This is a genomic window from Cytobacillus luteolus, assembly GCF_017873715.1.
Classification (GTDB): Bacteria; Bacillota; Bacilli; order Bacillales; family Bacillaceae_L; genus Bacillus_BV; species Bacillus_BV luteola.
In genome coordinates, this window is the sequence record NZ_JAGGKM010000004.1 from 395,086 (window position 1) to 419,768 (window position 24,683).

24 protein-coding genes and 1 pseudogene are annotated in these 24,683 nt (G+C 36.0%); 7 read left to right on the forward strand and 18 right to left on the reverse strand.

Annotated elements, in window-relative coordinates; translation table 11 throughout:
* Positions 1-35 precede the first annotated feature (35 nt).
* Together trmB and J2Z26_RS13975 are read right to left on the reverse strand one after the other, a co-directional pair.
* Positions 36-683 carry a tRNA (guanosine(46)-N7)-methyltransferase TrmB gene (gene trmB / locus J2Z26_RS13970; RefSeq protein WP_193535881.1) on the reverse strand — a complete coding sequence of 216 codons (648 nt, stop codon included), beginning with the start codon at positions 681-683 and terminating at the stop codon, positions 36-38.
* A 348-nt stretch (positions 684-1,031) separates the two neighbouring features.
* Positions 1,032-1,715: pseudogene (locus tag J2Z26_RS13975) on the reverse strand (transcriptional regulator).
* A gap of 200 nt (positions 1,716-1,915) precedes the next feature.
* On the opposite strand from J2Z26_RS13975, the gene J2Z26_RS13980 reads away from it, so the two are divergent.
* Complete coding sequence (locus J2Z26_RS13980) at positions 1,916-2,194, forward strand: YtzH-like family protein (RefSeq protein WP_193535883.1); 279 nt, start codon at positions 1,916-1,918, stop codon at positions 2,192-2,194.
* 6 nt (positions 2,195-2,200) lie between these two features.
* Here the strand turns inward: J2Z26_RS13980 and J2Z26_RS13985 are convergent, their stop codons facing one another.
* From J2Z26_RS13985 to J2Z26_RS13995, 3 genes are all read right to left on the reverse strand, one after another.
* A complete protein-coding gene (locus J2Z26_RS13985) occupies positions 2,201-3,004 on the reverse strand; it encodes a phosphotransferase family protein (protein WP_193536095.1) in 804 nt (267 codons plus the stop codon).
* Positions 3,005-3,160: 156 nt separating this feature from the next.
* Positions 3,161-5,326: a type I pullulanase gene (gene pulA / locus J2Z26_RS13990; RefSeq protein ID WP_193536097.1), complete on the reverse strand. Its 2,166-nt coding sequence runs from the start codon at positions 5,324-5,326 to the stop codon at positions 3,161-3,163.
* A 44-nt stretch (positions 5,327-5,370) separates the two neighbouring features.
* Positions 5,371-6,303, reverse strand: a complete 933-nt coding sequence (locus J2Z26_RS13995) for a diacylglycerol/lipid kinase family protein (protein WP_193535885.1) — start codon at positions 6,301-6,303, stop codon at positions 5,371-5,373.
* Between the two features lie 292 nt (positions 6,304-6,595).
* Between J2Z26_RS13995 and J2Z26_RS14000 the strand changes: the two genes are divergently transcribed.
* Positions 6,596-6,796 (forward strand): cold-shock protein, encoded by a 201-nt coding sequence (locus tag J2Z26_RS14000; protein WP_193535887.1) that lies wholly within the window; start codon positions 6,596-6,598, stop codon positions 6,794-6,796.
* Between the two features lie 352 nt (positions 6,797-7,148).
* Here the strand turns inward: J2Z26_RS14000 and J2Z26_RS14005 are convergent, their stop codons facing one another.
* Genes J2Z26_RS14005 through thpR form a run of 4 tightly spaced genes read right to left on the reverse strand, consistent with a single transcriptional unit; the run spans position 7,149 to position 9,872 of the window.
* Positions 7,149-8,153 carry a nuclease-related domain-containing protein gene (locus J2Z26_RS14005; RefSeq protein WP_193535889.1) on the reverse strand — a complete coding sequence of 335 codons (1,005 nt, stop codon included), beginning with the start codon at positions 8,151-8,153 and terminating at the stop codon, positions 7,149-7,151.
* A 20-nt stretch (positions 8,154-8,173) separates the two neighbouring features.
* On the reverse strand, positions 8,174-8,857 hold the full coding sequence (locus J2Z26_RS14010) for an LrgB family protein (RefSeq protein WP_193535891.1): 684 nt from the start codon (positions 8,855-8,857) through the stop codon (positions 8,174-8,176).
* Positions 8,854-9,249, reverse strand: coding sequence for a CidA/LrgA family protein (locus J2Z26_RS14015; protein ID WP_193535893.1), 396 nt, complete (start codon positions 9,247-9,249; stop codon positions 8,854-8,856). The genes J2Z26_RS14010 and J2Z26_RS14015 overlap by 4 nt, the downstream gene beginning before the upstream one ends.
* A 47-nt stretch (positions 9,250-9,296) precedes the next feature.
* Positions 9,297-9,872 (reverse strand): RNA 2',3'-cyclic phosphodiesterase, encoded by a 576-nt coding sequence (gene thpR / locus J2Z26_RS14020; protein WP_193535895.1) that lies wholly within the window; start codon positions 9,870-9,872, stop codon positions 9,297-9,299.
* A gap of 198 nt (positions 9,873-10,070) precedes the next feature.
* On the opposite strand from thpR, the gene cysK reads away from it, so the two are divergent.
* A complete protein-coding gene (gene cysK, locus J2Z26_RS14025) occupies positions 10,071-11,003 on the forward strand; it encodes a cysteine synthase A (RefSeq protein ID WP_193535897.1) in 933 nt (310 codons plus the stop codon).
* A gap of 56 nt (positions 11,004-11,059) precedes the next feature.
* Here cysK and J2Z26_RS14030 read toward each other — a convergent pair whose 3' ends face one another.
* The 3 genes from J2Z26_RS14030 to J2Z26_RS14040 all read right to left on the reverse strand — a co-directional run bounded on the left by J2Z26_RS14030 (position 11,060) and on the right by J2Z26_RS14040 (position 15,207).
* Entirely contained in the window at positions 11,060-12,250 is a 1,191-nt protein-coding gene (locus J2Z26_RS14030; protein WP_193535899.1) for an MFS transporter, read from the reverse strand.
* A 110-nt stretch (positions 12,251-12,360) separates the two neighbouring features.
* Positions 12,361-13,788: a dipeptidase PepV gene (gene pepV / locus J2Z26_RS14035; RefSeq protein WP_193535901.1), complete on the reverse strand. Its 1,428-nt coding sequence runs from the start codon at positions 13,786-13,788 to the stop codon at positions 12,361-12,363.
* Positions 13,789-13,890: 102 nt separating this feature from the next.
* Positions 13,891-15,207 (reverse strand): M48 family metallopeptidase, encoded by a 1,317-nt coding sequence (locus J2Z26_RS14040; RefSeq protein WP_193535903.1) that lies wholly within the window; start codon positions 15,205-15,207, stop codon positions 13,891-13,893.
* A 341-nt stretch (positions 15,208-15,548) separates the two neighbouring features.
* Between J2Z26_RS14040 and J2Z26_RS14045 the strand changes: the two genes are divergently transcribed.
* Entirely contained in the window at positions 15,549-15,770 is a 222-nt protein-coding gene (locus J2Z26_RS14045; RefSeq protein WP_193470088.1) for a DeoR family transcriptional regulator, read from the forward strand.
* 83 nt (positions 15,771-15,853) lie between these two features.
* On the opposite strand, the gene J2Z26_RS14050 is transcribed toward J2Z26_RS14045, so the two are convergent.
* On the reverse strand, positions 15,854-16,588 hold the full coding sequence (locus tag J2Z26_RS14050) for a pseudouridine synthase (protein ID WP_193535905.1): 735 nt from the start codon (positions 16,586-16,588) through the stop codon (positions 15,854-15,856).
* 105 nt (positions 16,589-16,693) lie between these two features.
* Here J2Z26_RS14050 and J2Z26_RS14055 point away from each other — a divergent pair, with 105 nt between their 5' ends.
* A complete protein-coding gene (locus J2Z26_RS14055) occupies positions 16,694-16,930 on the forward strand; it encodes a hypothetical protein (RefSeq protein WP_193535907.1) in 237 nt (78 codons plus the stop codon).
* Positions 16,931-16,950: 20 nt separating this feature from the next.
* Here J2Z26_RS14055 and J2Z26_RS14060 read toward each other — a convergent pair whose 3' ends face one another.
* Positions 16,951-18,594 carry a putative polysaccharide biosynthesis protein gene (locus J2Z26_RS14060; RefSeq protein ID WP_193535909.1) on the reverse strand — a complete coding sequence of 548 codons (1,644 nt, stop codon included), beginning with the start codon at positions 18,592-18,594 and terminating at the stop codon, positions 16,951-16,953.
* A gap of 74 nt (positions 18,595-18,668) precedes the next feature.
* Positions 18,669-19,055, reverse strand: coding sequence for a hypothetical protein (locus tag J2Z26_RS14065; protein WP_193535911.1), 387 nt, complete (start codon positions 19,053-19,055; stop codon positions 18,669-18,671).
* Positions 19,056-19,225: 170 nt separating this feature from the next.
* Here J2Z26_RS14065 and J2Z26_RS14070 point away from each other — a divergent pair, with 170 nt between their 5' ends.
* Positions 19,226-20,509: a BaiN/RdsA family NAD(P)/FAD-dependent oxidoreductase gene (locus J2Z26_RS14070; RefSeq protein WP_193535913.1), complete on the forward strand. Its 1,284-nt coding sequence runs from the start codon at positions 19,226-19,228 to the stop codon at positions 20,507-20,509.
* 230 nt (positions 20,510-20,739) lie between these two features.
* On the opposite strand, the gene J2Z26_RS14075 is transcribed toward J2Z26_RS14070, so the two are convergent.
* Complete coding sequence (locus J2Z26_RS14075) at positions 20,740-20,925, reverse strand: sporulation protein Cse60 (RefSeq protein ID WP_193535914.1); 186 nt, start codon at positions 20,923-20,925, stop codon at positions 20,740-20,742.
* A 72-nt stretch (positions 20,926-20,997) separates the two neighbouring features.
* Positions 20,998-22,248, reverse strand: a complete 1,251-nt coding sequence (locus J2Z26_RS14080) for a Na+/H+ antiporter NhaC family protein (RefSeq protein WP_319638040.1) — start codon at positions 22,246-22,248, stop codon at positions 20,998-21,000.
* A gap of 226 nt (positions 22,249-22,474) precedes the next feature.
* Between J2Z26_RS14080 and mgtE the strand changes: the two genes are divergently transcribed.
* The gene (gene mgtE / locus J2Z26_RS14085; RefSeq protein ID WP_193535918.1) at positions 22,475-23,836 is read left to right on the forward strand and encodes a magnesium transporter; all 1,362 of its coding nucleotides are present in this window, start codon (positions 22,475-22,477) and stop codon (positions 23,834-23,836) included.
* A gap of 63 nt (positions 23,837-23,899) precedes the next feature.
* On the opposite strand, the gene J2Z26_RS14090 is transcribed toward mgtE, so the two are convergent.
* Positions 23,900-24,409 carry a hypothetical protein gene (locus J2Z26_RS14090; protein ID WP_193535919.1) on the reverse strand — a complete coding sequence of 170 codons (510 nt, stop codon included), beginning with the start codon at positions 24,407-24,409 and terminating at the stop codon, positions 23,900-23,902.
* Between the last annotated feature and the right edge of the window lie 274 nt (positions 24,410-24,683).

Here is a 24,683-nt window from a genome sequence, read left to right on the forward strand (position 1 = left end):
TAAATGAAAAGGAAAAAAGGAGTAGACTTAGGCGTCTACTCCTCATTTTGGAATTTTACTTCACTGCGGTATATTGGAAATCCTTTTTCTGAGAATTTTTCCTCATACTCAGTCATAATATTGCCTTCGTAATCACTTTTGTGGAGATCTAGACTAACATAAGTCAAGAGTAACCCATATTCAGAGAAGCTTGTTAACGAGTATTCAAATAATCCCCGGTTATCGGTTTTAAAATGGATTTCTCCACCATCAATAAGGATACTCTCATATAAATCAAGGAATGTTTTATATGTTAATCTTCTCTTTTCATGGCGTTTTTTCGGCCAAGGATCTGAAAAATTTAAATACACACGATCAACATCGCCTTTATCAAAAAACTTTTGTAAGTCATTTGCATTTTGATTTAACAATTTCACATTTGGAAGATTTGCTTCAATGATACGGTCTAATGCAGTGACAACCACACTGTCAGCCAATTCAATCCCGATATAGTTTATGTCAGGATTACTCTGTGCCATTCCCGTAACAAATCTACCTTTTCCTGTACCTACTTCTATATGCAAAGGATTCGAATTCCCGAATACTTCATTCCACTTACCTTTATGTTGTTCAGGATTATGAATAACAAACTGTGGGAAGCTTTCTAACTTCTCTTTCGCCCACGGTTTATTTCTAACACGCATCACGCCACCTCATTTAAATAACATTCGTTCAAAATAATATCATCGAATAACTAAAAGCGCAAGACACCAGGTTAGTAACGCATGGGTAAAATCTCTAATGAGTTCTAAAATCGCTAAATGTAAGTCCTAAACAATTGGTCTAGCGTTAGACGGACTGAGATTCCACTATTTACGAATTTTCATCTAATTAAGAGCTCATTGTGGACTGAGACTCCGCTATTCGTTCTAATAAGGGCTTTTTTTTGGGTTTTTAAGGCATATAACGGATTCTGAGTCCGCAATTTGAACTTCTTCTTTGATTTTGGGCCACTTAACGGAATGTGAGTCCGCAATACTGTCTTTATGAAATTATAAGTAGAAGCTTGGGGGAATTTTACAATAATAGTATGGTTTTCTAGTGTAAGACCTTGCTGTAACACTACCCGATGCCACAGTGAGAATTTTCATATCAACTAAATTGTGCAAGATACGTCTAGCTTGCCGGTCACATATTCCAAGGTGGTCCCGAAGCTCAAGTGGGGTAATTGGACGGAGCTTACGACGTGCAAATCTAACAACTTCCGATTCAAGCCATGTTAATTGTGAGGATACATCAGTGGATAAAAACTTCCCTATAAAAGCTAAAATAAGCTGTTGGCACTGTTTAGGTTCTTCCTTTATAGATAGGTAAGCTATTGATAAACTTGTCCAACCATCTAAAGCCAATAATGAGTGACGCCAACATAAATCCTTGAATCGACTTACATTTAAATCCCTGGCCTGAGGTCCATAACCCTGAATTTCAATGCTTCCTTTAGCACCTCCAGGCATATATGCAAGGTCAAGGTAACGAAACCCATTATTAAAATCTCTTACTTCCCACTCTGGAAACAAATGATCAAAATTCCTTACTTTTGGAAACCATATTGTTCTTATAAATTCGACTGTCCCATGTCATAGACCATTTTCAAGAATCTCTCGTCTCCTATGATTTTTCTCATTCTCGATATTATGATATAGCCATTTATCAAGCTCTTGTTGAAATTGAGACATCGCACCACTTCCTTTCAAATTTAAAAATAGTTATCGTTAATTTGTGGAAACTTCAAACAATTATTTATAAAAATTCCACTAAAGAAATCTACTACAAAACAAAAAGCCGGTCATATTCAAATGACCGGCTTTGCTCGTATAAAAAAGGCGCCTTTTTGGCAATTTAATAATATCATCTAGCCCTTTAAGGAGTTGTACTAATGCCACTAAATCATACAGACCAAATGCATATATTAAAGGATATATTGTCAAATCAACAAACTGACTGCTGTGGGACAGTTGCTGAGTGTGAACAAATGGAGAGACTTATTAAATCCTTAATGATTAATACAGACATTGATCACAATGTAAAATCTGTTCTACAGGACATTTACTCTTACAGCCAAAATGGAAAATATACACAATCACTTGATAATCATATAGACAACCACAGAACTGAACTAACTCAATGGATAAATGATATTGATTCCTTCAGCTAACCTAGCTTATGAAGTAAGGCTTTGGAGGTAATTGATCCAGTGCTGTGTCTCTTTTTGAAGATCTTTTGTGTTGTACCAAAGAATCGATAAGATTGTCTGTGATACTACATACCATTTCATGCGTAATCGAAGGTTATCTGTTAGTTCCAGGCCATATAATTCTAGCCAAGAATCCCAGTCTTCCTTATCTATATACCAGTGTAGCAAAAGTCCTATATCTATTGCAGGATCAGCTATCATTGCTCCATCCCAGTCAATAAGATACAGTTGTTTATCTCCAGTTTCTAGCCAATTATTATGATTCACATCACAGTGACAAACTACTTTCTGCTCATATTGTATATTTTGCAGCTCCATTTCTAAAAAATGAAGTCCTTCTGTGATGGTTGCAAGCTTAGAAAGGTCCTTCTCTTTCTCTAAACGTTTAGTAATATCTAATAAAATCTCTTCAGGATGAAGAGGTTTTTTTTGTAGTCTTTTTAACATATCTAGCAGTTCGTTTGAATGGTGAATTTTACGAAGTAAATGAGCAATGTCTGGACCATTCATGTCCTGTGCTTTTAGCTCACGACCATTTATCCAATGTTGTGCGGTAATAACATCACCATTTTCTAAACGTCTTGTCCACATTAATTTAGGTACAATCCCTTCTGCGGATAAAACAGCTAAAAATGGTGATGAATTTCGCTTTAAGAAGAGCCTCTTGTCATTTAATTGAGCAAAGTAAGCATCTCCTGTCGCTCCACCTGCAGGGAATATCTCCCATTCATCATCTAATATATAATCCAACCAATTCACCTTCAATTGCAACACAACATTTCTTAATTTATTGTCTCTATACTTTTTAATGTATAGTTCATAAGTTAGTTCTTTAGAAACAAAAAAGACAGCTACCTGCCTATGGTTCAGAACAATAGCTATCTATTTAAATTTTAGGTTCTTATTGATGGTTAGTCAAGAAAAAACTTATTGATTTCCTACTTTCTCAAATAGCACCATTGTACTAATAGGATCAACTATAACTTGTGCTTCTTGTAATGTGAAAAGTGGTTCTATACCGGCTTTCTTTCCCTTACAGGCTACAAACCAATTTCCGTGACATGGCAACTTCACTTCTTTACTTTGACAAGAATTACTATGAATTACCAAAATGGATGACCATGGCCCATATTTTTCTACGTTAAATAGAGAATACATAAGAATTCCCTCAGGTACATCATAAAATTTTAAATGATTTCTAATTTGTGCAGTAGAGTCAAACCTAAATGCACCATGTGCTTTTCGAATAGCAATAAGTCCTTTAATGTATTCAACTTCTTCCAAATACTTATGTTTTCTAGACCAATCTAGTTTATTTATCGCATCTGGAGACTTGTAGCTATTTTCAACTCCTTGCTTCGTTCGGAAGAATTCCTGACCACTATGCAAGAAGGGGATTCCTTGTGAAAGCAAGACCATAGCTGTTGCTAGTAAATGTCTTTTTTTCAATATTTCATCCGATTCATGTGAGTTACATACGATTAGTTTATCCCATAACGTATGATTATCATGAGACTCTACGTAATTAACCGTTTGAGTTGGCTCTAAAAATAAACCTTTATGTCCTTTCGTAAAGGAAACACTTCCTGCAATAGATTCTTTCGCTTCTATCATTTTATGGAGATTACCTAGAGCAAATCCACGGTCATAAAGATTAAACGTACTTCCTTTTATTCCATCTCTAAATCTGTCATTAAAGTGGGCAATTCTAGGCATCCTTTGTGAATTTCGGATAGAGGCTTTATTATCAATAGGTAGTGGTGTGTTTAAGTCCCACCCTTCTCCTAAAATAAGAACGTCTGGATTCATTTCGTCAACTGCTCTTCTTATGGAATTCATTGTTTCGACATCCAATATCCCCATTAGATCAAAGCGAAACCCATCCACATTAAATTCCTTTAACCAGAAACTAACTGAATCCACAATAAATTTTCGTGCCATTTTGCGTTCTGAAGCAATATCATTTCCTACCCCAGTTCCATTTGATGGCATACCATATTTATCATGTCTGAAGTAGTAACCTGGAACAATTTTTTCAAAGGACGACTCTTCCCTTATATATACATGGTTATACACAACATCAATAATCACTCGTAGTCCATGTTCATGTAATGTTTCAACCACATTCTTTAGTTCAATAATTCGATTATAAGGGTCCCTCGGATTCGAACAATAACTGCCTTCAGGAACATTATAGTGCAAAGGGTTATAGCCCCAGTTATATTCTTCAGTATTACTGTCCTCTTTGACACCATAAAAATCATTTACAGGCAGTAACTCTACATGTGTGATTCCTAAGTCTAATAAATAGGACAAGCCGGATATAGTCCCCTGAGGACCCTTCGTGTTTATTTCCGTTATCCCTAAGTATTTTCCTTTCTGTTTAATTCCACTTTCAGAATCGATAGAAAAATCCCGTACATGAGTCTCATAAATAATGGCATCTGTTGCTTTATGAAATGGTGAAAGAGTGATATGATCAACCTTTGTTTTTTCTAGATTAATAATTACTCCATATTCACCGTTAATAGAAACTGCCTTTGTATATGGATCAACAGCTTCTCTCCAACTACGATTCACACAGACTAAATAAGTATAGAAAAGTCCCTCTAAATCACCTGGTATCGTTAACTCCCAAACTCCATTCTGCTCTCTTGTCATTTGATAAATATCTACTTGTTCCTGATTTTCATCAAATATTTTTAATTTTACACTCGTCGAAGAGGGAGCCCATACTTTAAATGTTGATTCTGAAAGTGAATATAAAACACCAAGATCAGCTCCATCATAAGAGTACAGCTCATCAAAGTCTTTTGTCCGGATAACAGCCCCGACTTGTAAATCGGTTTGATGCCCATGCTCATCTTTTACAATGTATTCATCTCCAATAGATAGAACGGCTGTGAAGGTACATACATATTTTATGTGTGTATCAATATCATGTTTGTTAATAATATCAAGCTCCATGTCTAGATCCTTTTTACAGAGAGTAAAAGTTTGACTCTCCCCTCCATAATGAGATTTAGGAAGCAGAACAGTAATAACTGTTAACTCATCTAGATAAGCCTCAAAATTACGTACTATTGGTTCGATGGTGTCACCTCCCTAACTAGATAGTGGAACTTTTCAAATGTCCCTTAGTTAATAATACTCATTCTACTTTTTTCAATCGTAACGGTTACTGGTGACTTAGCTACTTGTTCTCCATCTACATGGATCAATAATGGCTTATCACTATCAACTCTAATAATTTCCCCTGTATATGAGCTAACTTCCTTAAACAATACATGCTTACCCACAAACACACTTCCAAATACAGCTAAGAGTTTTAATCTAGATATGTTATGAACAACAGTAATATTTAATATACCGTCATTTGGTCGAGCATTAGGTGATATTTTCATACCGCCACCGTAATAACTTTGATTGGAAATTGTGACAAACCAAACATTTTGAAACCTATAAATGTTTCCATCAATAGTGAGGGTGACGTTTGTTACCTCATATGTAAAAAGAAGCCTCATTAATGCAACAACATAAGAGAGAAAACCTAGCCCTAATTGGTGTAAGTACTTCTTTATTTTTGACTCATTTGCTAACTTTGAAACTTCTGCATCAAAACCAATTCCAAGACTGTTCACAAATCCGTGTGACTTCTTTAGTTGATCAAAAGAAGCTTTACCAACATCATATTTTCGCACTGGCATATTCATTCTCTTTAGTATCACTTTCAGTGCATCTAAATGAGACTTTGGTAAGGAGTAGCCTCTTGAAAAATCATTACCCGTTCCAGCAGGTATAAAACCAATTTTCACTTCTGGATGGTCTACGAGTCCGTTGACAATCTCATTCATCGTACCATCCCCGCCAACACAAATGATTCCTGCCACTTTATCTCCATACATCTTGGCAATCTGTCTGGCAAGCTCCGTAGCATGACCTGGATACTTTGTATTAAAAGATCGATAATTAACTTTACGCTGGTCAAGCTCTATAACCAATTTCCTCCAGACTTTTAATGATTTCCCATTACTAGCTGCAGTATTGACAATAAAGAATAATATTTTCATAGATTTACCCTTCATTTCTTTTATGATCAAAAATAACCTTTTTATTACCTATTGTACCATTCATTATGTAACCAAAGAATCTATTAATTCTTAGAAAATTTAAATAACATTTGTTACAGTATATTAACAATAAAGCCTGCTAATAACTTGCCTATTTTTCCTAATTCTGTTATTATTAATAGGAATTATTTTTGTTCGGTAAGTTAGGGAAGTCTTATGCTTTTCCACAATATCTACTTTGAGCAAGAATAGTAATACATTGTGTTTACACACGCACTAGGAGGCAACAAACATGGAAAATGGTAAAGTAAAATGGTTTAACGCAGAAAAAGGTTTTGGATTCATCGAGCGCGAAGGAGCAGACGATGTATTCGTTCACTTCTCAGCTATCCAAGGTGACGGATTCAAAACACTTGAAGAAGGTCAATCAGTTTCTTTTGACGTAGAGCAAGGTGCTCGTGGACCTCAAGCTGCTAACGTTCAAAAGATTTAATAAGCTTTTAAAAACAGACTCAAAGTTTTTGAGTCTGTTTTTTTATTTAGGCTCTTTTCGTAAAGTTTGTTGATTTGAATGTGTATTAAACAAGAGTGGATTGGAGCGGAAGGCACTTGACTCCTACTCAGAAGTAGAGGAAAGGTCGAGACCCCACAGGCGCATGCGCCGAGGAGGTAGTTTTTTCACGCTAGTGAAAATAACCCTCGACTTCCTCCCCGATAGGAATTCGCCCTTGAAAAAGCTGGCAGTTGGGCTTTTTCATAATTCCCCGCGGAAAGCAAGTGCCTGCAGCGCAAAGGAACGGTCATGGTTAGATGTGAAAAGAACTATTTTTTTTAGAAAAGAACCTTTATTTATCATCATCAACAGCCCACTCAGTTCTTGTTACACAGGTTGTTTGACAGTACATTAGTAGAGCTTGCGCAGCTTTTAATTGGACATGTTTGAGTGGTGATGACAGATTTCTTAAATTGGTAAACCAGCCATCGTAGTTGCGCTTTTCGATAAACTCAACATCATATGGTGGGAACGGATAATCAAAGTACCCCGTCCGATTTAAAATGACTTTTTTTATAGGCATATCCACTTCATAAAGCTGAAAGACTTTTTTTACAATCTTCTCCATCCGATTAAGACCTATTAAAGGTGACAAGACTTTTTTTTCTTTATCCCCGTTACGTTCTATCCAGAAGCGCTCTTTCGATCCAAGAAACACACTTTCTCTTTCACCTTCAAGAATCGTGATACACCAAGTAGTCGTTGGGCTAATCAAAATGATATCTACTTCGATCGGGGCATGTTTTAACACAAAAACCGGCTTGTACATTACTAAATACGTATCTGGAAACCTCTGCAAAAAGTACTTTAAATCGTTATCTACTTTAAACGCTGAATCAACAAAGGATACTTCTCTAATTGTTGAACTTGCCCACTTCATTTGGAATGTAAAGAGGTTTTCTAAAAAATCAATCTTGAGTTCATCTATAGAGTTTGGTGTCGATTGAAAGGAGGCTATAAAGTCATCAGAATCAATCTCATCTTCATTTGTATTTGGTCTTTCTAGAAGGATATCCGACAGATTAGACTCATCCTCACTTTTACGTACTCTTGAGAAAAGCTGTTTAAGTGGTTCTAGTACAGACTTCTTATTATCTTCTTTTAGTGTTTGGAAACGTTCATATATTTCATGCTTGTTTTGAGCAAATCCACTCAATGAATCTAATGATCCATTTTCCCAAGCAGTTAAGACATGATTCCACTGTTGTTTTTTTAGTCTAATATACTGACTAGGATATCGATAAATATCGATTTCGTATCGGGAAACATAGTCTTGTAATTTAATTAGTTGACCCAACTTTAGACCACCTCATTTTTTTAAAGAAGCAACGTAACATATGGTAAAAAGATGGCAGCAAAAATAGCACTTAATATCATGGAAACTGAGCTAATTGCTCCCTCACGCTCTCCAATCTCTAATGCTTTTGCCGTACCAATACCATGAGCAGCAGCCCCAAATCCCATCCCTATTCCTATATAATGAGTCACACCACACCTTTTTAATAGAGACGGTCCGAATACCGCACCTCCTATTCCAGCAATCATTACATATACTGCTGCAAGTGAAGGCGCCCCACCTATTTCTCCTGCGATATCCATAGCAACTGGGGAAGTAACCGATTTAGGTAAGATAGATAGCATTATTTCCTTATCGAGACCAATGAAAATTGACATACAGATTCCTGTAAGGAGTGAGATAAATGACCCACTTAAGACACCGGCAACAATAGGAATATAATACTTCTTAAGCAACTTTCTGTTTTGATACAGCGGAAAAGCTAGTGCCACCACAGCTGGTCCTAATAATTCATCTATCCATTTACCACCAGTCATATATTCTTCATAAGAATAATTAAAAAGAGATAATAGTAATATAAGAGCTAAGGTTGTGGTTGCAATTGGAACTAAAATAGGGGAAGGTTTTTTTTGATAAAGGACCTTCATTCCGCTATAAAGGATAAGAGTTAATATGATCATACACACTGCTTGTGCTATGTTCATACTTCAAATCCCCTACCCATATCCTTATTCGTATCGTTTTTAGTAGAGATAAAATCTGCAACTCTAGCTGATATAATCATGACCAAAAAGGTGCTAAGCAAAACGATAGCAACAGATAATAGTCCTTTCCCTTTAAATAATGGAAAATAGTTCATTAATCCAACTGTTGCCGGTAGAAATAATAAGGGGAGTCTTGATAACAAGAACTGTGTTCCCAAAGATAACCATTTCTCTTTTACGACATTAAGCTGTAATAGGAATAATAGAAGGAGCATCCCAATAATACTCCCGGGAATCGACAAATCAAAAAAAGATTGAATCATCATTCCTATAAGGTAAATACCGTATAGTATACTAAGCTGGAGAATAGTTAGGAAAGCCTTCTTCTTCATTTTTATCTCCTTCACTTTTGTGATAACACAACACTTACCCTATTTTACTACTTTGCTTCAAGAGGATAAATAGAAAGTGGTTGGTATTTTGGAAGACGGTTAATATGGGTCTGATATAATACGATATGTCCTGCAGTAAACTTAGAAAATTCTTCTTTTGGCTGGACCATGCTTTTTAACGATTCCATTTCAAAAGGATTCTCAGACATCCATTTTCTTGCTAATGTTATATGCGGTTTATATGGGCGATCTTCTAATTTAAAACCACTACCAGTACAAGCGTGATAAATATCTTTTTGTAAATTAACTAAATCGTTCTGCTCTTTAAGTGCACTCCAGAGTATTCTTGGGGAATCTGGTTTTCCAAAGATTCCAAAACCATTAAGCTCTAAAGTGAACGATGAATGTTTTACACTAATTATTTTTAATTTTTCTTTTATTGCTCTCATTTGCGATAAAGATGAAGGTTGACCTAAAAAAGCCAAAGTTATATGTAAGTCCTGTTCGTGAACCCATGTCTTAAATGGAAGTTTCGGTTCAACAAGCTCTTTAACCCCCATTAAAACCTCTCGAATAGGTTGTGGCAAAGATAATGCGATAAAATAATGTGTCTGCTGAGTCATTCAAAGCTCTCCTTTTACGAAACATTACGGAAGTTTTATTTAAACTACATTTTAACTTAAATAATTGGAGAAAGCACCTTATCAAGTTATCAGCTATACTTTCAGAACTAATTCATTAATTCCAACATACTAGATAGGATTTTACAGAATTGATATAATAAAAAAGAGCTTAAAAAAGATTTAAGGGAAGTGACATAAATGCGTGTTGTCAACAACATGGCTGAATTAATCGGAAACACACCACTTGTTAAATTAAATAAAATTGGACCGAAAGATGGAGCATCCATTTATTTAAAACTTGAGTTTTTCAACCCAAGTGGAAGTGTTAAGGATAGAGCAGCATACAATATGATTGTTCAAGCAGAAAAACAAGGCTTATTAAATAAGAATTCGACGATTATTGAACCTACTAGCGGAAATACAGGCATTGGGCTGGCAATGAATGCCGCTGCTCGTGGATACAAAGCAATTCTAATTATGCCAGATACAATGACAGCTGAACGTATTAACCTTCTAAAGGCATATGGTGCAGAAGTGGTTTTAACTCCAGGAGATGAAAAAATGCCTGGTGCTATCAAAAAAGCTAACGAGCTTGCTAAAGATATTCCTGATAGCTTCGTTCCTATGCAATTTGAAAATAACGCAAATCCAGATGCACATCGTCATACAACTGCTATTGAGATAATTGAAGCCATGAAGGAGATTGGGAAGCCACTTTCAGCTTTTGTAGCCACTGCGGGAACAGGTGGTACCATAACCGGTACAGGAGAAGCACTTAAAGAACACTATAAGGATCTTACTGTTCATGTTGTTGAGCCTGCTGGATCACCGGTACTATCTGGAGGAAAGCCAGGAAAGCATAAACTTGTAGGAACAAGCCCGGGGTTTATCCCAGACATACTAAATCAAAATGTCTATGACGAAATTTTTAAGATTGAAGATGAAGAAGCATATGAAATCACTAGGAGTCTTGCTCGAGAAGAAGGCATTCTAGTTGGCCCTTCCTCAGGTGCTGCATGTTTCGCCGCTATTCAAGTAGCAAAACGCCTTACTCCACAAGATGTTGTAGTATGTATAGCCTGCGACACAGGTGAAAGATATTTATCAAGTGACGTTTTTGATTTTTCATAACATTTTTTCCCATTAATAAAGAGAACCTTCATACAAAGGCTCTCTTTATTCTTTTACTAGATCATGGTAGCAGTTGTTGTTTTTTTCTCTAAGTAGACGATAACTAGTACTAACATTAAACCAATGCTTGTTAATAACCCATAAAACAAGTAAAGATGGTTTATTGAGAAAGCTTCTAAAATAAATCCTCCTACAAACGTACAAAACCAGGTTCCTAATCCATTTCCGACAGCAGAGTAAAGTGAAACTGCAGTGACTCTTACCTCTCCAGGTGAAATGTCCCTTACATACTGTAAGGCTGCAGGTATATAAAGTCCGACTGAAAACCCTTGGGCAACAATAGTAGCAAACACAAGATAAAGTGGAGGATCAAAGAAATAGAGAATCCATCTCAATCCGGAAATAAGACCTGCCAGTATCAAGACCTGTAGCATTCCTATTTTTTGAATCCACTTCCCTGCAAACTTCATAAAGGGAGCTTCACTTCCTGCTCCTAACATAAAGGCTATCCCTACCCCGGTAAGAGTTCCACCTAGTTCTCTAATATAAAGTCCAAAGTAAAAATTATTCGATAAAATGGGCCCAAAAATCAAAAACGTAGTTAGTAAGAATAATAAAAATCGAGGCATTTTTACCAGCCGTGATACCCCAGTTTTAATATTAATTTGCATAGAATTACCTTCATCAGGCAAACTCCAAGCAAAAACTGATGAGACGAATAACATTATAACAAAGACATAAAAAATGATAGAAAGAGAAAACGTTTCAGATAGATTACCTACAATTAACACAGCTACCGCAAAGCCAAGTGCTCCCCACAAACGTATGGATCCATAATTACCTTTTGTTTTTTGAACATAAGATAACGCCATACTATCTGAAATTGGCACAACTGCACTTTGAGTAACAGCTAATAAGGCTGCAAATATAATAAACCAAAAGTAGGATTCTACAAAAGAATAACCAACTCCAATTAAGGCAGTACAAATGAGAGTAATCGTTAGTACAAGTTTAGGCTTTTGAGTATAATCACTTATAAGTCCCCAAACAGGTTGGGTTAGGATTGTGACTACAGGACTGATAGACATAATTGTCCCGATTTGAGCACCTGTTAGACCTACAGTATCATTAAGGTAAACAGCTAGTAGTGGAAAAAGAGAACCTAAACCGAAAAATATAAAAAAATAAAAAAGCGTAAACGTTAATTTAGCACTTCGAGTCTTTTGCTTGTGAGTGGTTAATTCCATGTATGAGCCTTCTTTCTTTGGTGCACTTTTACAATAGTTAATAACCGTTCTCTGTTAGAAGAGAACGGTTATTAACATAAATAGTAGCATATTATACAAAAATTTGGTAATTATATTTTACCTAACTCACTTATTGCTTGCGCATAGATGGCAGTTGCTTTAAGCAAGTCTTCAATTATAATATATTCATCTTTTTGGTGTGCACTGTCTGGACGTCCAGGAAATAAAGGTCCAAATGCCACCCCTGCTTTCAATGAGCGAGCATATGTCCCACCACCAATCGAGATTAGAGTAGCTTCTTCTCCAGTCTGCTCTTCATACACCTTTTGTAAAGTTTTAATTAATGTATGGTTTTTATCGACATGATGGGGCTTTGAATCACTGAAATTTCTTAAAGCAAATGAGCTTAATCCTGCAACCTCTTCAATTTTCTCTCTTGTTTTTTCCATATCATTTGTGACTGGGTAACGAAGATTAATTCCGATACTGCCTCCAGCCTCATTGGTATAGGCCATTTTTCCAACGTTGATTGTTAAATCACCAGTAATTTCGTCAGAATATCGTACTCCAAGCTTTTCCCCGCGGGAATCGTCGTAAAAATAATCTAAAAGAAAAGTAATATAACTAAATGCATCCTTGTCAAGTTGAATTCCCTTAAGAAAAGAAGCTAACAGTAATCCTGCATTTTTACCTTTCTTAGGCTCCATTCCATGTGCAGACTGACCTTCTAATTCAAAGACTAATGTATCACCCGCTACATATCCCTTTCCGAGTAGTTGAGTTTGAGTTATGTAGTTATTAAATTCTGCTAGTAGCTTGTCATCATGAATCGTAGTATTTAGTCGTGCCTCGGCAAAGTCTGGTACCATATTATAGCGGCGACCAGATTGGAAAGACTTCAGAATGATCGTTTGTTCATGTGACGATTCAACACTATTATGATTGACCTTCATCACCAAATCAAAATCAGCAATCCCCTTTTCTGCATAGATAATCGGGAAATCTGCATCTGGTGCAAAGCCCATAGTTGGCATCTCTTCATGTTTAAAGTAATGATCTACACAACGCCAGTTACTTTCCTCATCCGTTCCAATAATCATCCGAATCCGCTTATTGAGAGGGATTCCTAAGTCCTTAACAATCTTCATAGCATAATAAGCAGCCATCGTAGGACCTTTATCATCAATAGCTCCTCTAGCAAATATCTTCCCTTCACGAATTTCAGCACCAAATGGATCACTTGACCAGCCATCACCTTCAGGTACTACATCGACATGACAAAGAATTCCAACTAGCTCTTCACCTTCACCCATTTCAACATGTCCAGCTAATCCATCTACATTTTTAGCTAGAAACCCATCTTTACTTCCTTTTAATAATAGATACTGAAGTGCAGCATCTATTCCTTCTCCTAAAGGGGCTTCACTTGTACCATTTTCTTCATCTAAAACACTCTTGATTCTTAAGAATTCTTGAGTATCCTTTACCAATTCATCTTTCCTCTTCAGTACTTCTTCCATCCAATTAATTGTACTCATCATAAACCTCCATACCTGGGGCCTGACCCCCATTACGTTAATACGTTGTAGTGATAAATTCTAAATTAAAACCTACTATTCAAGATTATACAGAATTAGAGGCTAGTTTTGAGTAGCAGTATTTAATAATGTTAAAATTTCTTGATTTTGATAGTCTTTTGCTAAGTCTAGTGCTGTCATCCCATTGGCATCTGTTATTAGTGGATCAGCACCATATTCTAATAATAGCTCAACCATCTCAGGAGAATCATAGCTAACGGCATCAATTAGAGGAGTCGTACCATAAATATCAACCGCGTTTACATTTGCACCAGCATCTAACAACAGCCTTGCCGTTTCAATACTAGGTATGTTATCTACTTCGATACCCTCTTCATAAGTAAAGTCGATTCCGTAGATTGTCCAATGAAGAGGAGTAGATCCTTCTGAATCACTAACATTAACCTCAGCTCCTTCATCAATTAATTTCTGGACCTCTTCTATATTTGCCTCAAAAGCAGCATCCATTAAAGGTGTAGTTCCTTCTACACCTAAAAAGAAATCAGACCATAATGATGAATTCATTATTCTGTCTATTGTCATATAACTTCCAACGACAAAAATAGTAACAGCGAGGGTTAGCCCCACAATTCCAATAACAACTCCTCGCTTGCTTTCTTTATAATATGGGAAGTCTATATCCATAAATTGTGCGACTTCTTGAATACGTTTAGGTAAGTGTGGGTGTGTTGATATTTTTTCTGATAACCATACAAAAAAGCCTGACTCATCCCTAACTTGTTTTAAATAGTCATCATGATTAACGGATTTATATAATGTTCTACCTATAGCCAATATAGTTAAACCATTCTTTGCAGCTTCAAAGTTATTTGTGTAATACGCTGCATAACGATCACAAGTGTATTCACATGCTCGAGAATAAGCCTCCCCAATAAAAGGAACCCACATAGCAGGCAAGATGACCATTTGTATGGTTATATGTCGCCTCTTGATATGAGCAAGTTCATGCGCAAGGATAAAATAAACTTCGTCCTCAGCATCCATTTCAATTAATTCAAAGATATCAGAGTATAAAACCACCATATTCCTTCTAAAAAACTTGGTTGCAAATGCATTCAACAGTCCGCCTGACTCCATGATATAAATATCTGGTACCTTTTCAAGCTTCATTTCTAAGCAGATTTGTACTGCACGCTCATACACCAATGGAAATTGATTCTCACCAATTTTTACAGCATTTCTTCTTATAGATCCAATCATCAAGAAATGTAAAGTAAGTGAAAATAAAATTAAGAACACAATAAAAAATATACCTATGATAGAAAAGAGGAAGGCTAAATAAACACCTACACTGATTAAAATGCAAAATATAAAATAAAAATCTTCTTTTGGATGAACCAATCTTTTTGTATTTTCCATTGAAAAAAACCCTTTCTCATTAGCATTACTTTTAATATGTGGTAAACGACAGATTAAATTCACTATGAGAAATTTGTAAAAAAATGAAGGATATTTGGAAAATATAGCGAAGTAGTCATACTATTCTGATTAGGACTATATAGATTAGTAAAACTTCTAAGTGAGGTGATAAAAGACCTATAGGTTCCTTTTCAAATTAGGTAATTATGTAAATAGTTCGTAAATTTCAGTTTTATCCTAGAAATAACCATATTGATTGTGTAAAATAGAAGGTGAAGTTACATCACGAACACTTATCGAAGAACGTTGTGCCATGCGAAAAAATGATAAGGAGTGGTTTTTTGAAGAATTCAACAAACCGGATGCTAACCCGTATCAAATCAGTCTACATGTTTATAAATGAGAAAGGAACTGTGTCAACACAGGAACTTGTTGATGAATTTGGTATAACTCCTCGTACAATCCAGCGCGATTTAAATGTGTTAGCATATAACGATTTGGTGCGCAGTCCAAGTCGTGGCAAATGGACGACAACAAAAAAGAAAATTAAATTAACATCATAAACATTGAAATTAAAAATAATAGTTAAACTATAGACAATATACATAAAAGTACTATTACTTAATATACTCAAAAAAGCGACCTGTTACAGGTCGCTTTTCACGTTCGCATTTTTTAATAAATCAACTTCTTCTTCTGTAAGCTCTCGGTACTCTCCTAATTCTAATGTTTCATCTAATGAGAGTGGACCCATTTTAATTCTTTGTAAATAAACCACTCTTTTTCCAACAGCCTCAAACATCCGTTTTACCTGATGGAATTTACCTTCAGTAATCGTAATTTCAATATCTGAGGAAATTCCCTGTTTTAAAATAACCAAATCTGCTGGAAGCGTCTTGTACCCATCTTCTAGAACAACGCCTTCTTTAAACTGAACTACATCCTCATTCGTAACTTCACCTTCGATGACTGCAAAATACGTTTTCGGTACATGTTTCTTTGGGGAAAGAAGCTGATGGGACAGTTGACCATCATTCGTCAACAATAGCAAACCTTCCGTATCCTTATCCAATCTTCCTACCGGAAAAGGTTCATAGATAGCATCCTCCATTACAAGCAAATCAATTACCGTTTGATGCATTGAGTCTTCTGTTGCTGAAATAACACCAGGTGGCTTATTAAGCATCAGGTAGATAAACTCTTTATAAACAACTGGTTCACCATGAACAGTGACTATCTGTTCTTTTGGATTAACATGTTTTCCAGAATCTTTTACAATTTGTCCTTCTATTTTTACAGCTCCTGATTTCAGGAGAGCCTTTACTTCCTTACGACTTCCAAAACCAATTGTTGATAACATTTTATCTATTCTCATAATCATTATCCTCCAAATGCCCATCTTTTACATAATAGGCAGTTTAATCACTCCACATTTGCCCTACATTCATAGACTAATAACGTATTTATAGGAAAAGGAGAGAAAATTATGTATTATCGACAAACACCTCAAATTGTACTTCCTGGTTTACCTGGCTTTCCTGGGGGAGGCTACGGCGGTGGCGGAAATGTAGAAAGACGTTTAGATCGCCTTGAACGCCAGTTAGAACGGCAACAAAGACAAATTGATAATTTAGACCGTAGAGTTGACCGAATTGAAAGACGCCTTGGTTATGGTGGCGGTGGCGGCTATGGCGGCGGCTACGGCGGCGGTTATGGGCAATAATATTTGAAATAGAAGGCTGTCTATTGTACAGCCTTCTGTTTTTTCTTTCTGTTCAGAAATGCAAAACGCGCTCCTAATAGTTTTGCTAGTAGGTGGGATTTGTATGCTAAATACAAATAGATTCCTGCACCTATAAGTACACCTATTAACAAGATTGTAACTGACTGTACTTTTCCACTTTCATAACTAATTACAAATGATAAGATATACTCTATCGATAATATAGAAAGTGCCATTAGTAGAGCAAATAAACTCATGAGCACAGACCTACGTAAAAATAGAGAAAAACTGTATTTTGTGTGCTTTGCAATCATCCAAAAGCTATAAGCAATCGATACAGTGAAACCTAATGCAGTTGCAAGAATAGACCCTAGCCCCTCAAAGACATAAATAAGTGGTGCATTCGTCATTAGTTTAATAAGTAGACCAATAACAAGACTAATAACAGCAAGTTTTTGCTTGTTTATCCCTTGCAGGATAGCAGCAGTAACCGTGAAGAAAGAAAATAGAATGGCAACAGGTGCAAACCAGCCTAAGAAAAAACCTCCATACTCTCCACCTAAACCTTCTGTAGGATAAAAGGTAGCATATGCGGGACCAGCTAATACAGCTAAACCCACTACTGCTGGTAAAACCAATAAAACAATGATCTGAAACGTTTGGTCAATTTGACGTCGAAGTAATGGTAGATTACCTGATGTAAAAGAACTAGTTATAGTTGGGATTAGTGTTAGTCCAAATGCAGTCGCTAATGATACGGGAATCATTACAAGCTTAGGAATAGAAAAAGTGATCAGACCAAAAATTTCTTCTGCTGTTACCTTTAAAAAACCTGTGTTTATCATTGCATTATTAAAGGTAAAAACATCAACATATGTATACAAGGGAATTGCCAGCCCAACAAAGACAAACGGACCCGCATAAGATAAAAGCTCTTTATACATATCCTTCGTTGTCATTTCAGTTTGTGGCTTACTTTTCTCTAATAATTCATCAAAGTATGGCTTTCTCATTTTTAAATAAATTAGTAATACTACGAGTCCGCCAAGTGCACCTACAAAAGCAGCAAAGGTAGCAAAACCAACAGCTGTGGCCATTTCCCCATCTACCATTTCAATTACAATATAAGTAGCAGATAATAAGAAAACCACTCTCACTAACTGTTCAACAACTTGAGAGACAGCAGTCGGACCCATTGATTGATTTCCTTGAAAGAAGCCTCGAATTAAACTCATGACCGGGACAGCGATTAGTGCCACACTGACCATTCGAATAACCATTGTTACATCCTCAATAGTATTACCATGTTCGTCCCTACCACCTAATACTTTAGGCGCAATATATGGCGCAAGATAAAACAGAACTAAAAACGCAACAAATCCCGCTATTCCCATTACAAGAAGACCAGATTTAAACATCCGTCTACTTGTATGGTAATCTCCTATTTCATTATATTTAGCCACAAACTTCGAGACGGCCATTGGAAATCCCATTGTAGCAATACTTAAGAAGATCGTATATTGACCATATCCGTATGCAAATAAAGCTGAACCTTGTAATCCAACTAGTGCTACAAACGGAAAAACATAAATCATTCCTAGTATTCTTGATATATATGTACCGATGGTTAGTATAAACGTGCCTCGTAGTAATTTAGAATCCATAAAAATCCCCATTCTGATAAGGAAGCTTTTTTCAACTTACCTATTTTACCATAAAAACAGACTAATCCTCATTATTACCATCCAGCACTGGGCTGTCTATTTATAATGATATTTGGAAAAGAAATATAGTGACTATCTTCGGTTAGTTCATTAAACGGTTTATCAGTAATTGTTATTGTGAAAGTATCATATGCTTGTGTGTCTAATAATAGCTTTCCTGCATGTTTCGAATGAAAGATAACACCGAATTCCAACCCGCTCGGCAAACGAAAACAAAATATATATGCATCTAGTTCACTAGAATAAAGCCAGGCATAATCAAATGTCGAAACCTTTTCAGTAATGAATTCAGTACTAGTTGGTAATGACAACAGTAACACATTGCCATTTTCATCTTGTGTCCAACCTCCATCCTCCGGGTAATGCCCTTCTGAAATGGTTGGTTTGTATTCTCTATTCAACATGATCCCTCAATTCTATCTACGGATTATAACTTAGCATTCATATAAATCAAATATAGTGTATCATATCACTAGTTGCGGTCGAAGTAATTACTTTATGGTTATTTCTATTTCTTCATAAAAAGTGGTATCTTTAACCTTAGAAGTTTTTAGAAAAGTGGTGAACTTGTATGAAGTATGATGTTATTGTGGTTGGCGGGGGCCCTTCTGGGTTAATGGCAGCCATTGCAGCAGGTGAACAAGGGGCAAGGGTCCTGTTACTGGATAAAGGTGAAAAATTGGGGAGAAAATTAGCGATTTCCGGTGGAGGACGATGTAATGTTACAAACCGCCTCCCAGTTGAAGAAATTATAAAGCATATTCCTGGAAATGGTCGTTTTTTATATAGTGCATTTTCTGTTTTTAATAATGAAGATATTATTCGTTTCTTCGAGAAACTAGGTATCAAACTTAAAGAAGAAGACCATGGAAGAATGTTTCCTGTAACAGATAAGGCTCAATCAGTTGTTGATGCATTGATAGAGCAATTAAAGAAATATAAAGTACACATTCGAACGAACACACCTGTCTCCAAAGTACTATATCATGAAGATAAAGTACAAGGCGTAATCCTTAAAACGGGTGAGCAAATTGATACAAAGAGCCTAGTGCTTGCAGTTGGAGGTAAATCTGTACCCCATACGGGTTCTACAGGTGATGGGTATGCTTGGGCGAAAGCAGCTGGTCATACAATTACTGAATTGTACCCGACAGAAGTACCTATTACATCAAATGAACCTTTCATAAAAAACAAGACTCTACAAGGGTTAGCACTTCGTGATGTTGCTCTAAGTGTACTCAACCCAAAAGGAAAAACAGTTATTACCCATACCATGGATATGTTATTTACCCATTTTGGTATTTCTGGACCTGCGGTTTTACGTTGTAGTCAATATGTAGTTAAAACTCTGAAGAAATTTAATGTAGACAGTGTTACAGTTAGTATTGATGCACTACCATCCATGAATGAGGAAGAAATATTCCAATTTGTGCTTAAGGAAACAAAGGCTGAGCCGAAAAAAGCCATAAAAAACATTTTAAAAGGATTTTTACCAGAGCGATATTTACTCTTTCTGTTAGAAAAAAACCAAATAGACCTTCAAGTAACCTCAGCCAATCTATCTCACGAAAGCATTCGGTCATTTGCAAAGGATTGTAAACAATTCCAATTTGATGTCAATGGTACATTACCGATCGAGAAAGCTTTTGTAACAGGAGGCGGAGTATCTGTAAAGGAAATTCACCCAAAGGAAATGTCCTCAAAATTTATGAATGGACTATACTTTTGTGGCGAAATCCTCGATATACATGGATATACAGGTGGCTACAATATCACATCCGCCCTCGTAACCGGCCGACTAGCTGGAGTAAATGCAGGGAAATATTCAAAACGACCTTCAGATACAATGGTATGAGAAAGTGTATTATGACAGTCCCCTAGTGTAATTTAGCTTAAGCTTATGTTGAGAGTTAGGTTATTCGCTAGAATCCACGAGACTCCTGCGGGAGTAGCACGTCAATGGGAGACCCCGCAGGCGCAATCGCCCGAGGAGGCTCCCGGACTGCCCGCGGAAAGCGAGTGGATTCTAGCGAATAACAAACCATGTATTTTTACAGACCGTTTATTCCAGAGCCTAGCAACATACTAGGCTCTATATAAAACCATTGCCGAAAAACAATAGATTTGTTCTTCACCAGCATTACACGTAATCGCTACTTGATACTTAATATCTATTAACTGTCTCTCATCTATTTTTTCAAGAAAACGATTCAAAGCAACCTCTAAATCTTCCTCATGCTCTTCATCAAAAACCTTAACCTTAAAGCCCATAAGTTCCACCCCTCTAGTATTACATTATTGACTAAACCTAAAAATATAACCTAGTGGAGAGAATTTTATATGTTAATAGTTTACTGTTTCACGCTTGAAAGCCTTACCTACTTTTAATAATGAAATGCCTATTGTCAGTAGAGGAAGTAACCATAAGAAGATGGCATAAGGTAAATAAGAAAGCAAAGGCACACCAACAATTGTACTACACATAATTGCTAGCACACTCCAAGGAAGCATCCCTGGAACTAACATGGTAGAATCGCCCATCACTCTTGAAAGCTCTGCATTCGAATACCTATGTTTCCAATGGGATAAAAAAGAACGTCCTGTTAAAATAATCGGTAAAGTTTGGTTTGCTGCAATCATCGCAATAAGAGTTGTGGCTATCATCGTTTTAACCGTATCTGCAAAAAGAGAAAATGATGTTGCTAGCCACTCGTCTAAAAAGCTTTGAATAATCTTGTATTCTTCTAATAAGCCATTATACGCACCGGCCAATCCTAAAAATAATAGAAGTAAGTACATATTAATAAACCCACCACCCATACCTTCGACACCGAAAAATAAAGCGTGAGACAATTCACTTATTGTCGTTAGTTTATATAAAGCTATCAAACATGCACTGCTTATACTTAGAATAAAAGCATAAAGAATCTTTATTCGGACAAGAACGATTCCAATTAGGACCAATGGGGGGATAAAGGTGATGAAGGATAACTTTTTAAGGTCATTCACATATGTAGCACCAAGCAATCCCTCTTGATAATAAGCATCTAGTAAACTGAAAAATACAATTCCAAGTACGATGCTTATTAAAGTAGTTGGAAGCATTGCTTTAAACTGTTCTTTTACTGAAATCTCCAATGTGTGTGCCAAAAGTTGATGTGCACTAGAAAAAGGTGATGTACGATCTCCAACAAATGCGCCTGCAATTAACGCCCCTGCAATAATCTCCGGTTGATGACCAATTGATATACCCGTACTCATTATTGGAATTCCAACAGCGCTTAATGTACCGACTGAGGTTCCCAGTATCATTGAAAAAACACTTGCAACGATAAAAGAAAGCATCAAAAAGTAGGCAGGTGCTATTAAATGTAATGACACCGTCACAAGTTGTTCAATTGTTCCAGATAAATACCAAGAAGGCAATAGAAAGCCTACAAGTAGCAAAATATAGATAACGCCACGTGTTTTCTTTATTCCTTCTAAGCTAATTGTAAAGATTTTCGAATAAGAAACTCCCTTACTATTTATTAAATAAACCAAAAAAAGAAAGCCTGGCAAAAATCCAATCAACAATGGAATATGTATACTCACGGAAAGAATTACACCAGATAAAGTTACCATAATAAGTAATATAACTTGACGTAAGGAAAACGTGACTGGTTCCAGTTTCTTTCACCCCTATAATTAGAATACTTCATATTATATACTAGCTTTATGACGAAAGACTAACGTTTTAAAATGGTAAACACTAACGATTCACATGCATTATTAAAACACCATAAGCAAATGCTTATTTTATAAAGATGGGAGGTAAATCATGAGTAATATAGGCCTTGAGGATCAAGATAAACTTACTCTACGCATAATAAAGTCCCTTAAAGATAGTAAGAAGGGTGAGTTCAAATTACTTTTAGACGAATTGCAACCTTATGATATCGCCCGAATATTTGAGAGCCTCCCGAAAAAGCATCACACTAAATTTTTGCTATTTATGAATCCTGAAGAAATAGCTGATTTAATACAAGAGCTCGAAAAAGAAGTCCAATTAGAGGTTCTTACAAAATTAGGAATAGAAAAGTCTGGACATGTAATGGATTTAATGGACAATGATGATTTAGCCTTTCTTCTTGAAGATCTATCCCCTGATAAAATAGAAGAGCTCTTAGCAGGGATGGGCCGAGAAGAATCAAAAATTGTTCAAAATATCATGAATTATCCCCCTGAAACTGCGGGACGATTAATGACAAATCGTTTTGTTTGGATTTCAAAGCATTATACAGTTCGCGAAGCAGCAAATAAATTAAAAGAATTCGCTGAGTTCTCCGAAACAATTAATTACCTATATGTAATCAACGATGCGAAAAAGCTAGTAGGTGTCGTTTCCTATCGTGACTTGATTATAGCTGATTTGCACGAGAAGATTGAAGATATTATGTATAAAAGAGTCATATCGGTTACAGCAAATACGGACCAAGAGGAAGTTGCTCAAATCATCGAACGTTATGACTTCTTAGCAATACCTGTTGTTGAAAATGAAGTGTTAGTAGGAATCGTCACTGTTGATGATATCATCGATGTAGTGATAAGCGAGGCAACTGAGGATATCGAAAAGTTGTCAGCTTCTGGTAAAGCGATCGATTTTGACACAAAAGCATATGTAGCTGCTTACCGTAGATTACCTTGGTTAATTTTGCTCTTATTTATTGGTATCGTATCCGGTACGATAATAAGTCAGTTTGAGGAAACACTCTCAAAAGTCGTTGCGCTTGCTTTTTTTATGCCAATGATTGCAGGAATGACAGGAAATACAGGTACTCAGTCCCTAGCTGTTGTTGTTCGCGGCTTGATTACGAGAAATGTGGATAAAAAGATGGCCGTTCGGCTAATTTTGCGTGAACTGAATGTAGGATTAATTATTGGTGTAACATGTGGAATATTAATTGCGATTATTGCACTTGTTTGGCAAGGAAGTGCTGTTTTGGGGCTAGTTGTTGGAAGCTCTTTAGTGATGACTTTAATCATTGGTACATTAGCAGGCACAATCATTCCATTACTTTTATATCGGTTAAATATTGACCCAGCTGTTGCATCAGGACCACTTATTACAACTTTAAATGACATCATGTCTCTTCTAATTTATTTTGGTTTAGCATCTATGTTTATTAATTACCTAATGTAATATAAAAAATCCCTAGTTTATTTACATGAAAAAACGCTGCTTAAGCAGCGCTTTTCTCATGTGTTAAAATACTAGGTTATAATTAGCAGGTACCATATCAATTGCTTCACTAACTTGTTTCATAGCATCGATATATGCTTGAACTAGCTTTTCTGACTCAGAAAATACTGTTTCTCCAGCTTCAATGGCAGCCCCTTCTTTATTGTAAGCTTCACCAAGTTTAGCAAGTGCAGTTTTGATTGTTTCTTCATGTGCTTTAAGTTCTGCTGGAATTTCTAATGCATTTAACTCACTTTCAAAGTTTGCACCAATTACACTAGCACTATCTGCTGGCTTTTCTGTAACTGTCTCATCCATGTGAGCGTATAACAGATTATCAGTTTCACGGACTTTTTTAATGATTGTTGACTCAAGGTTAAACATTGCAGAACGAGTTTGCTTAACGATTTCTTCTTTTGTAATGTCAACTTCTGGTTCTACTTTACCTTCTGAGCCACTTGATGTTTCTGTATTACAAGCAGTAAGAACGAATAGAATCATAGAAAATACTACTAATATAAGATACTTCTTCATTGTAATTCCCCCTTTTCCTTTTCCTATTTATACCAAAATTAGCTACAGAAGTCATTATACTATCAACAATTAAAGTTATTCAAGGAAAACATTATACGTGGAATATTCTGTAATTTCTTATTTTACACACTATTAAATCAACTCTTTTAATTCAAAATAAGTAATAAGATATAATACTAGAATAATTTTTTCGTTTTTCACCTGCATAATTTATAGGCAAAATGAAAAACAGGTAAGAAGTTCTTACCTGTTTTTAAATATAGAACATAGTCCG

Coding starts and splice junctions, on each gene's coding strand:
- trmB (WP_193535881.1), bottom strand. CDS start 683: ATGCGTGTTAGAAATAAACCGTGGGCGAAAGAGAAGTTAGAAAGCTTC.
- J2Z26_RS13980 (WP_193535883.1), top strand. CDS start 1,916: ATGCCACTAAATCATACAGACCAAATGCATATATTAAAGGATATATTG.
- J2Z26_RS13995 (WP_193535885.1), bottom strand. CDS start 6,303: ATGAAAATATTATTCTTTATTGTCAATACTGCAGCTAGTAATGGGAAA.
- J2Z26_RS14000 (WP_193535887.1), top strand. CDS start 6,596: ATGGAAAATGGTAAAGTAAAATGGTTTAACGCAGAAAAAGGTTTTGGA.
- J2Z26_RS14010 (WP_193535891.1), bottom strand. CDS start 8,857: ATGAACATAGCACAAGCAGTGTGTATGATCATATTAACTCTTATCCTT.
- J2Z26_RS14015 (WP_193535893.1), bottom strand. CDS start 9,249: ATGAAGAAGAAGGCTTTCCTAACTATTCTCCAGCTTAGTATACTATAC.
- thpR (WP_193535895.1), bottom strand. CDS start 9,872: ATGACTCAGCAGACACATTATTTTATCGCATTATCTTTGCCACAACCT.
- cysK (WP_193535897.1), top strand. CDS start 10,071: ATGCGTGTTGTCAACAACATGGCTGAATTAATCGGAAACACACCACTT.
- J2Z26_RS14030 (WP_193535899.1), bottom strand. CDS start 12,250: ATGGAATTAACCACTCACAAGCAAAAGACTCGAAGTGCTAAATTAACG.
- pepV (WP_193535901.1), bottom strand. CDS start 13,788: ATGAGTACAATTAATTGGATGGAAGAAGTACTGAAGAGGAAAGATGAA.
- J2Z26_RS14040 (WP_193535903.1), bottom strand. CDS start 15,207: ATGGAAAATACAAAAAGATTGGTTCATCCAAAAGAAGATTTTTATTTT.
- J2Z26_RS14050 (WP_193535905.1), bottom strand. CDS start 16,588: ATGATTATGAGAATAGATAAAATGTTATCAACAATTGGTTTTGGAAGT.
- J2Z26_RS14055 (WP_193535907.1), top strand. CDS start 16,694: ATGTATTATCGACAAACACCTCAAATTGTACTTCCTGGTTTACCTGGC.
- J2Z26_RS14060 (WP_193535909.1), bottom strand. CDS start 18,594: ATGGATTCTAAATTACTACGAGGCACGTTTATACTAACCATCGGTACA.
- J2Z26_RS14070 (WP_193535913.1), top strand. CDS start 19,226: ATGAAGTATGATGTTATTGTGGTTGGCGGGGGCCCTTCTGGGTTAATG.
- J2Z26_RS14075 (WP_193535914.1), bottom strand. CDS start 20,925: ATGGGCTTTAAGGTTAAGGTTTTTGATGAAGAGCATGAGGAAGATTTA.
- mgtE (WP_193535918.1), top strand. CDS start 22,475: ATGAGTAATATAGGCCTTGAGGATCAAGATAAACTTACTCTACGCATA.
- J2Z26_RS14090 (WP_193535919.1), bottom strand. CDS start 24,409: ATGAAGAAGTATCTTATATTAGTAGTATTTTCTATGATTCTATTCGTT.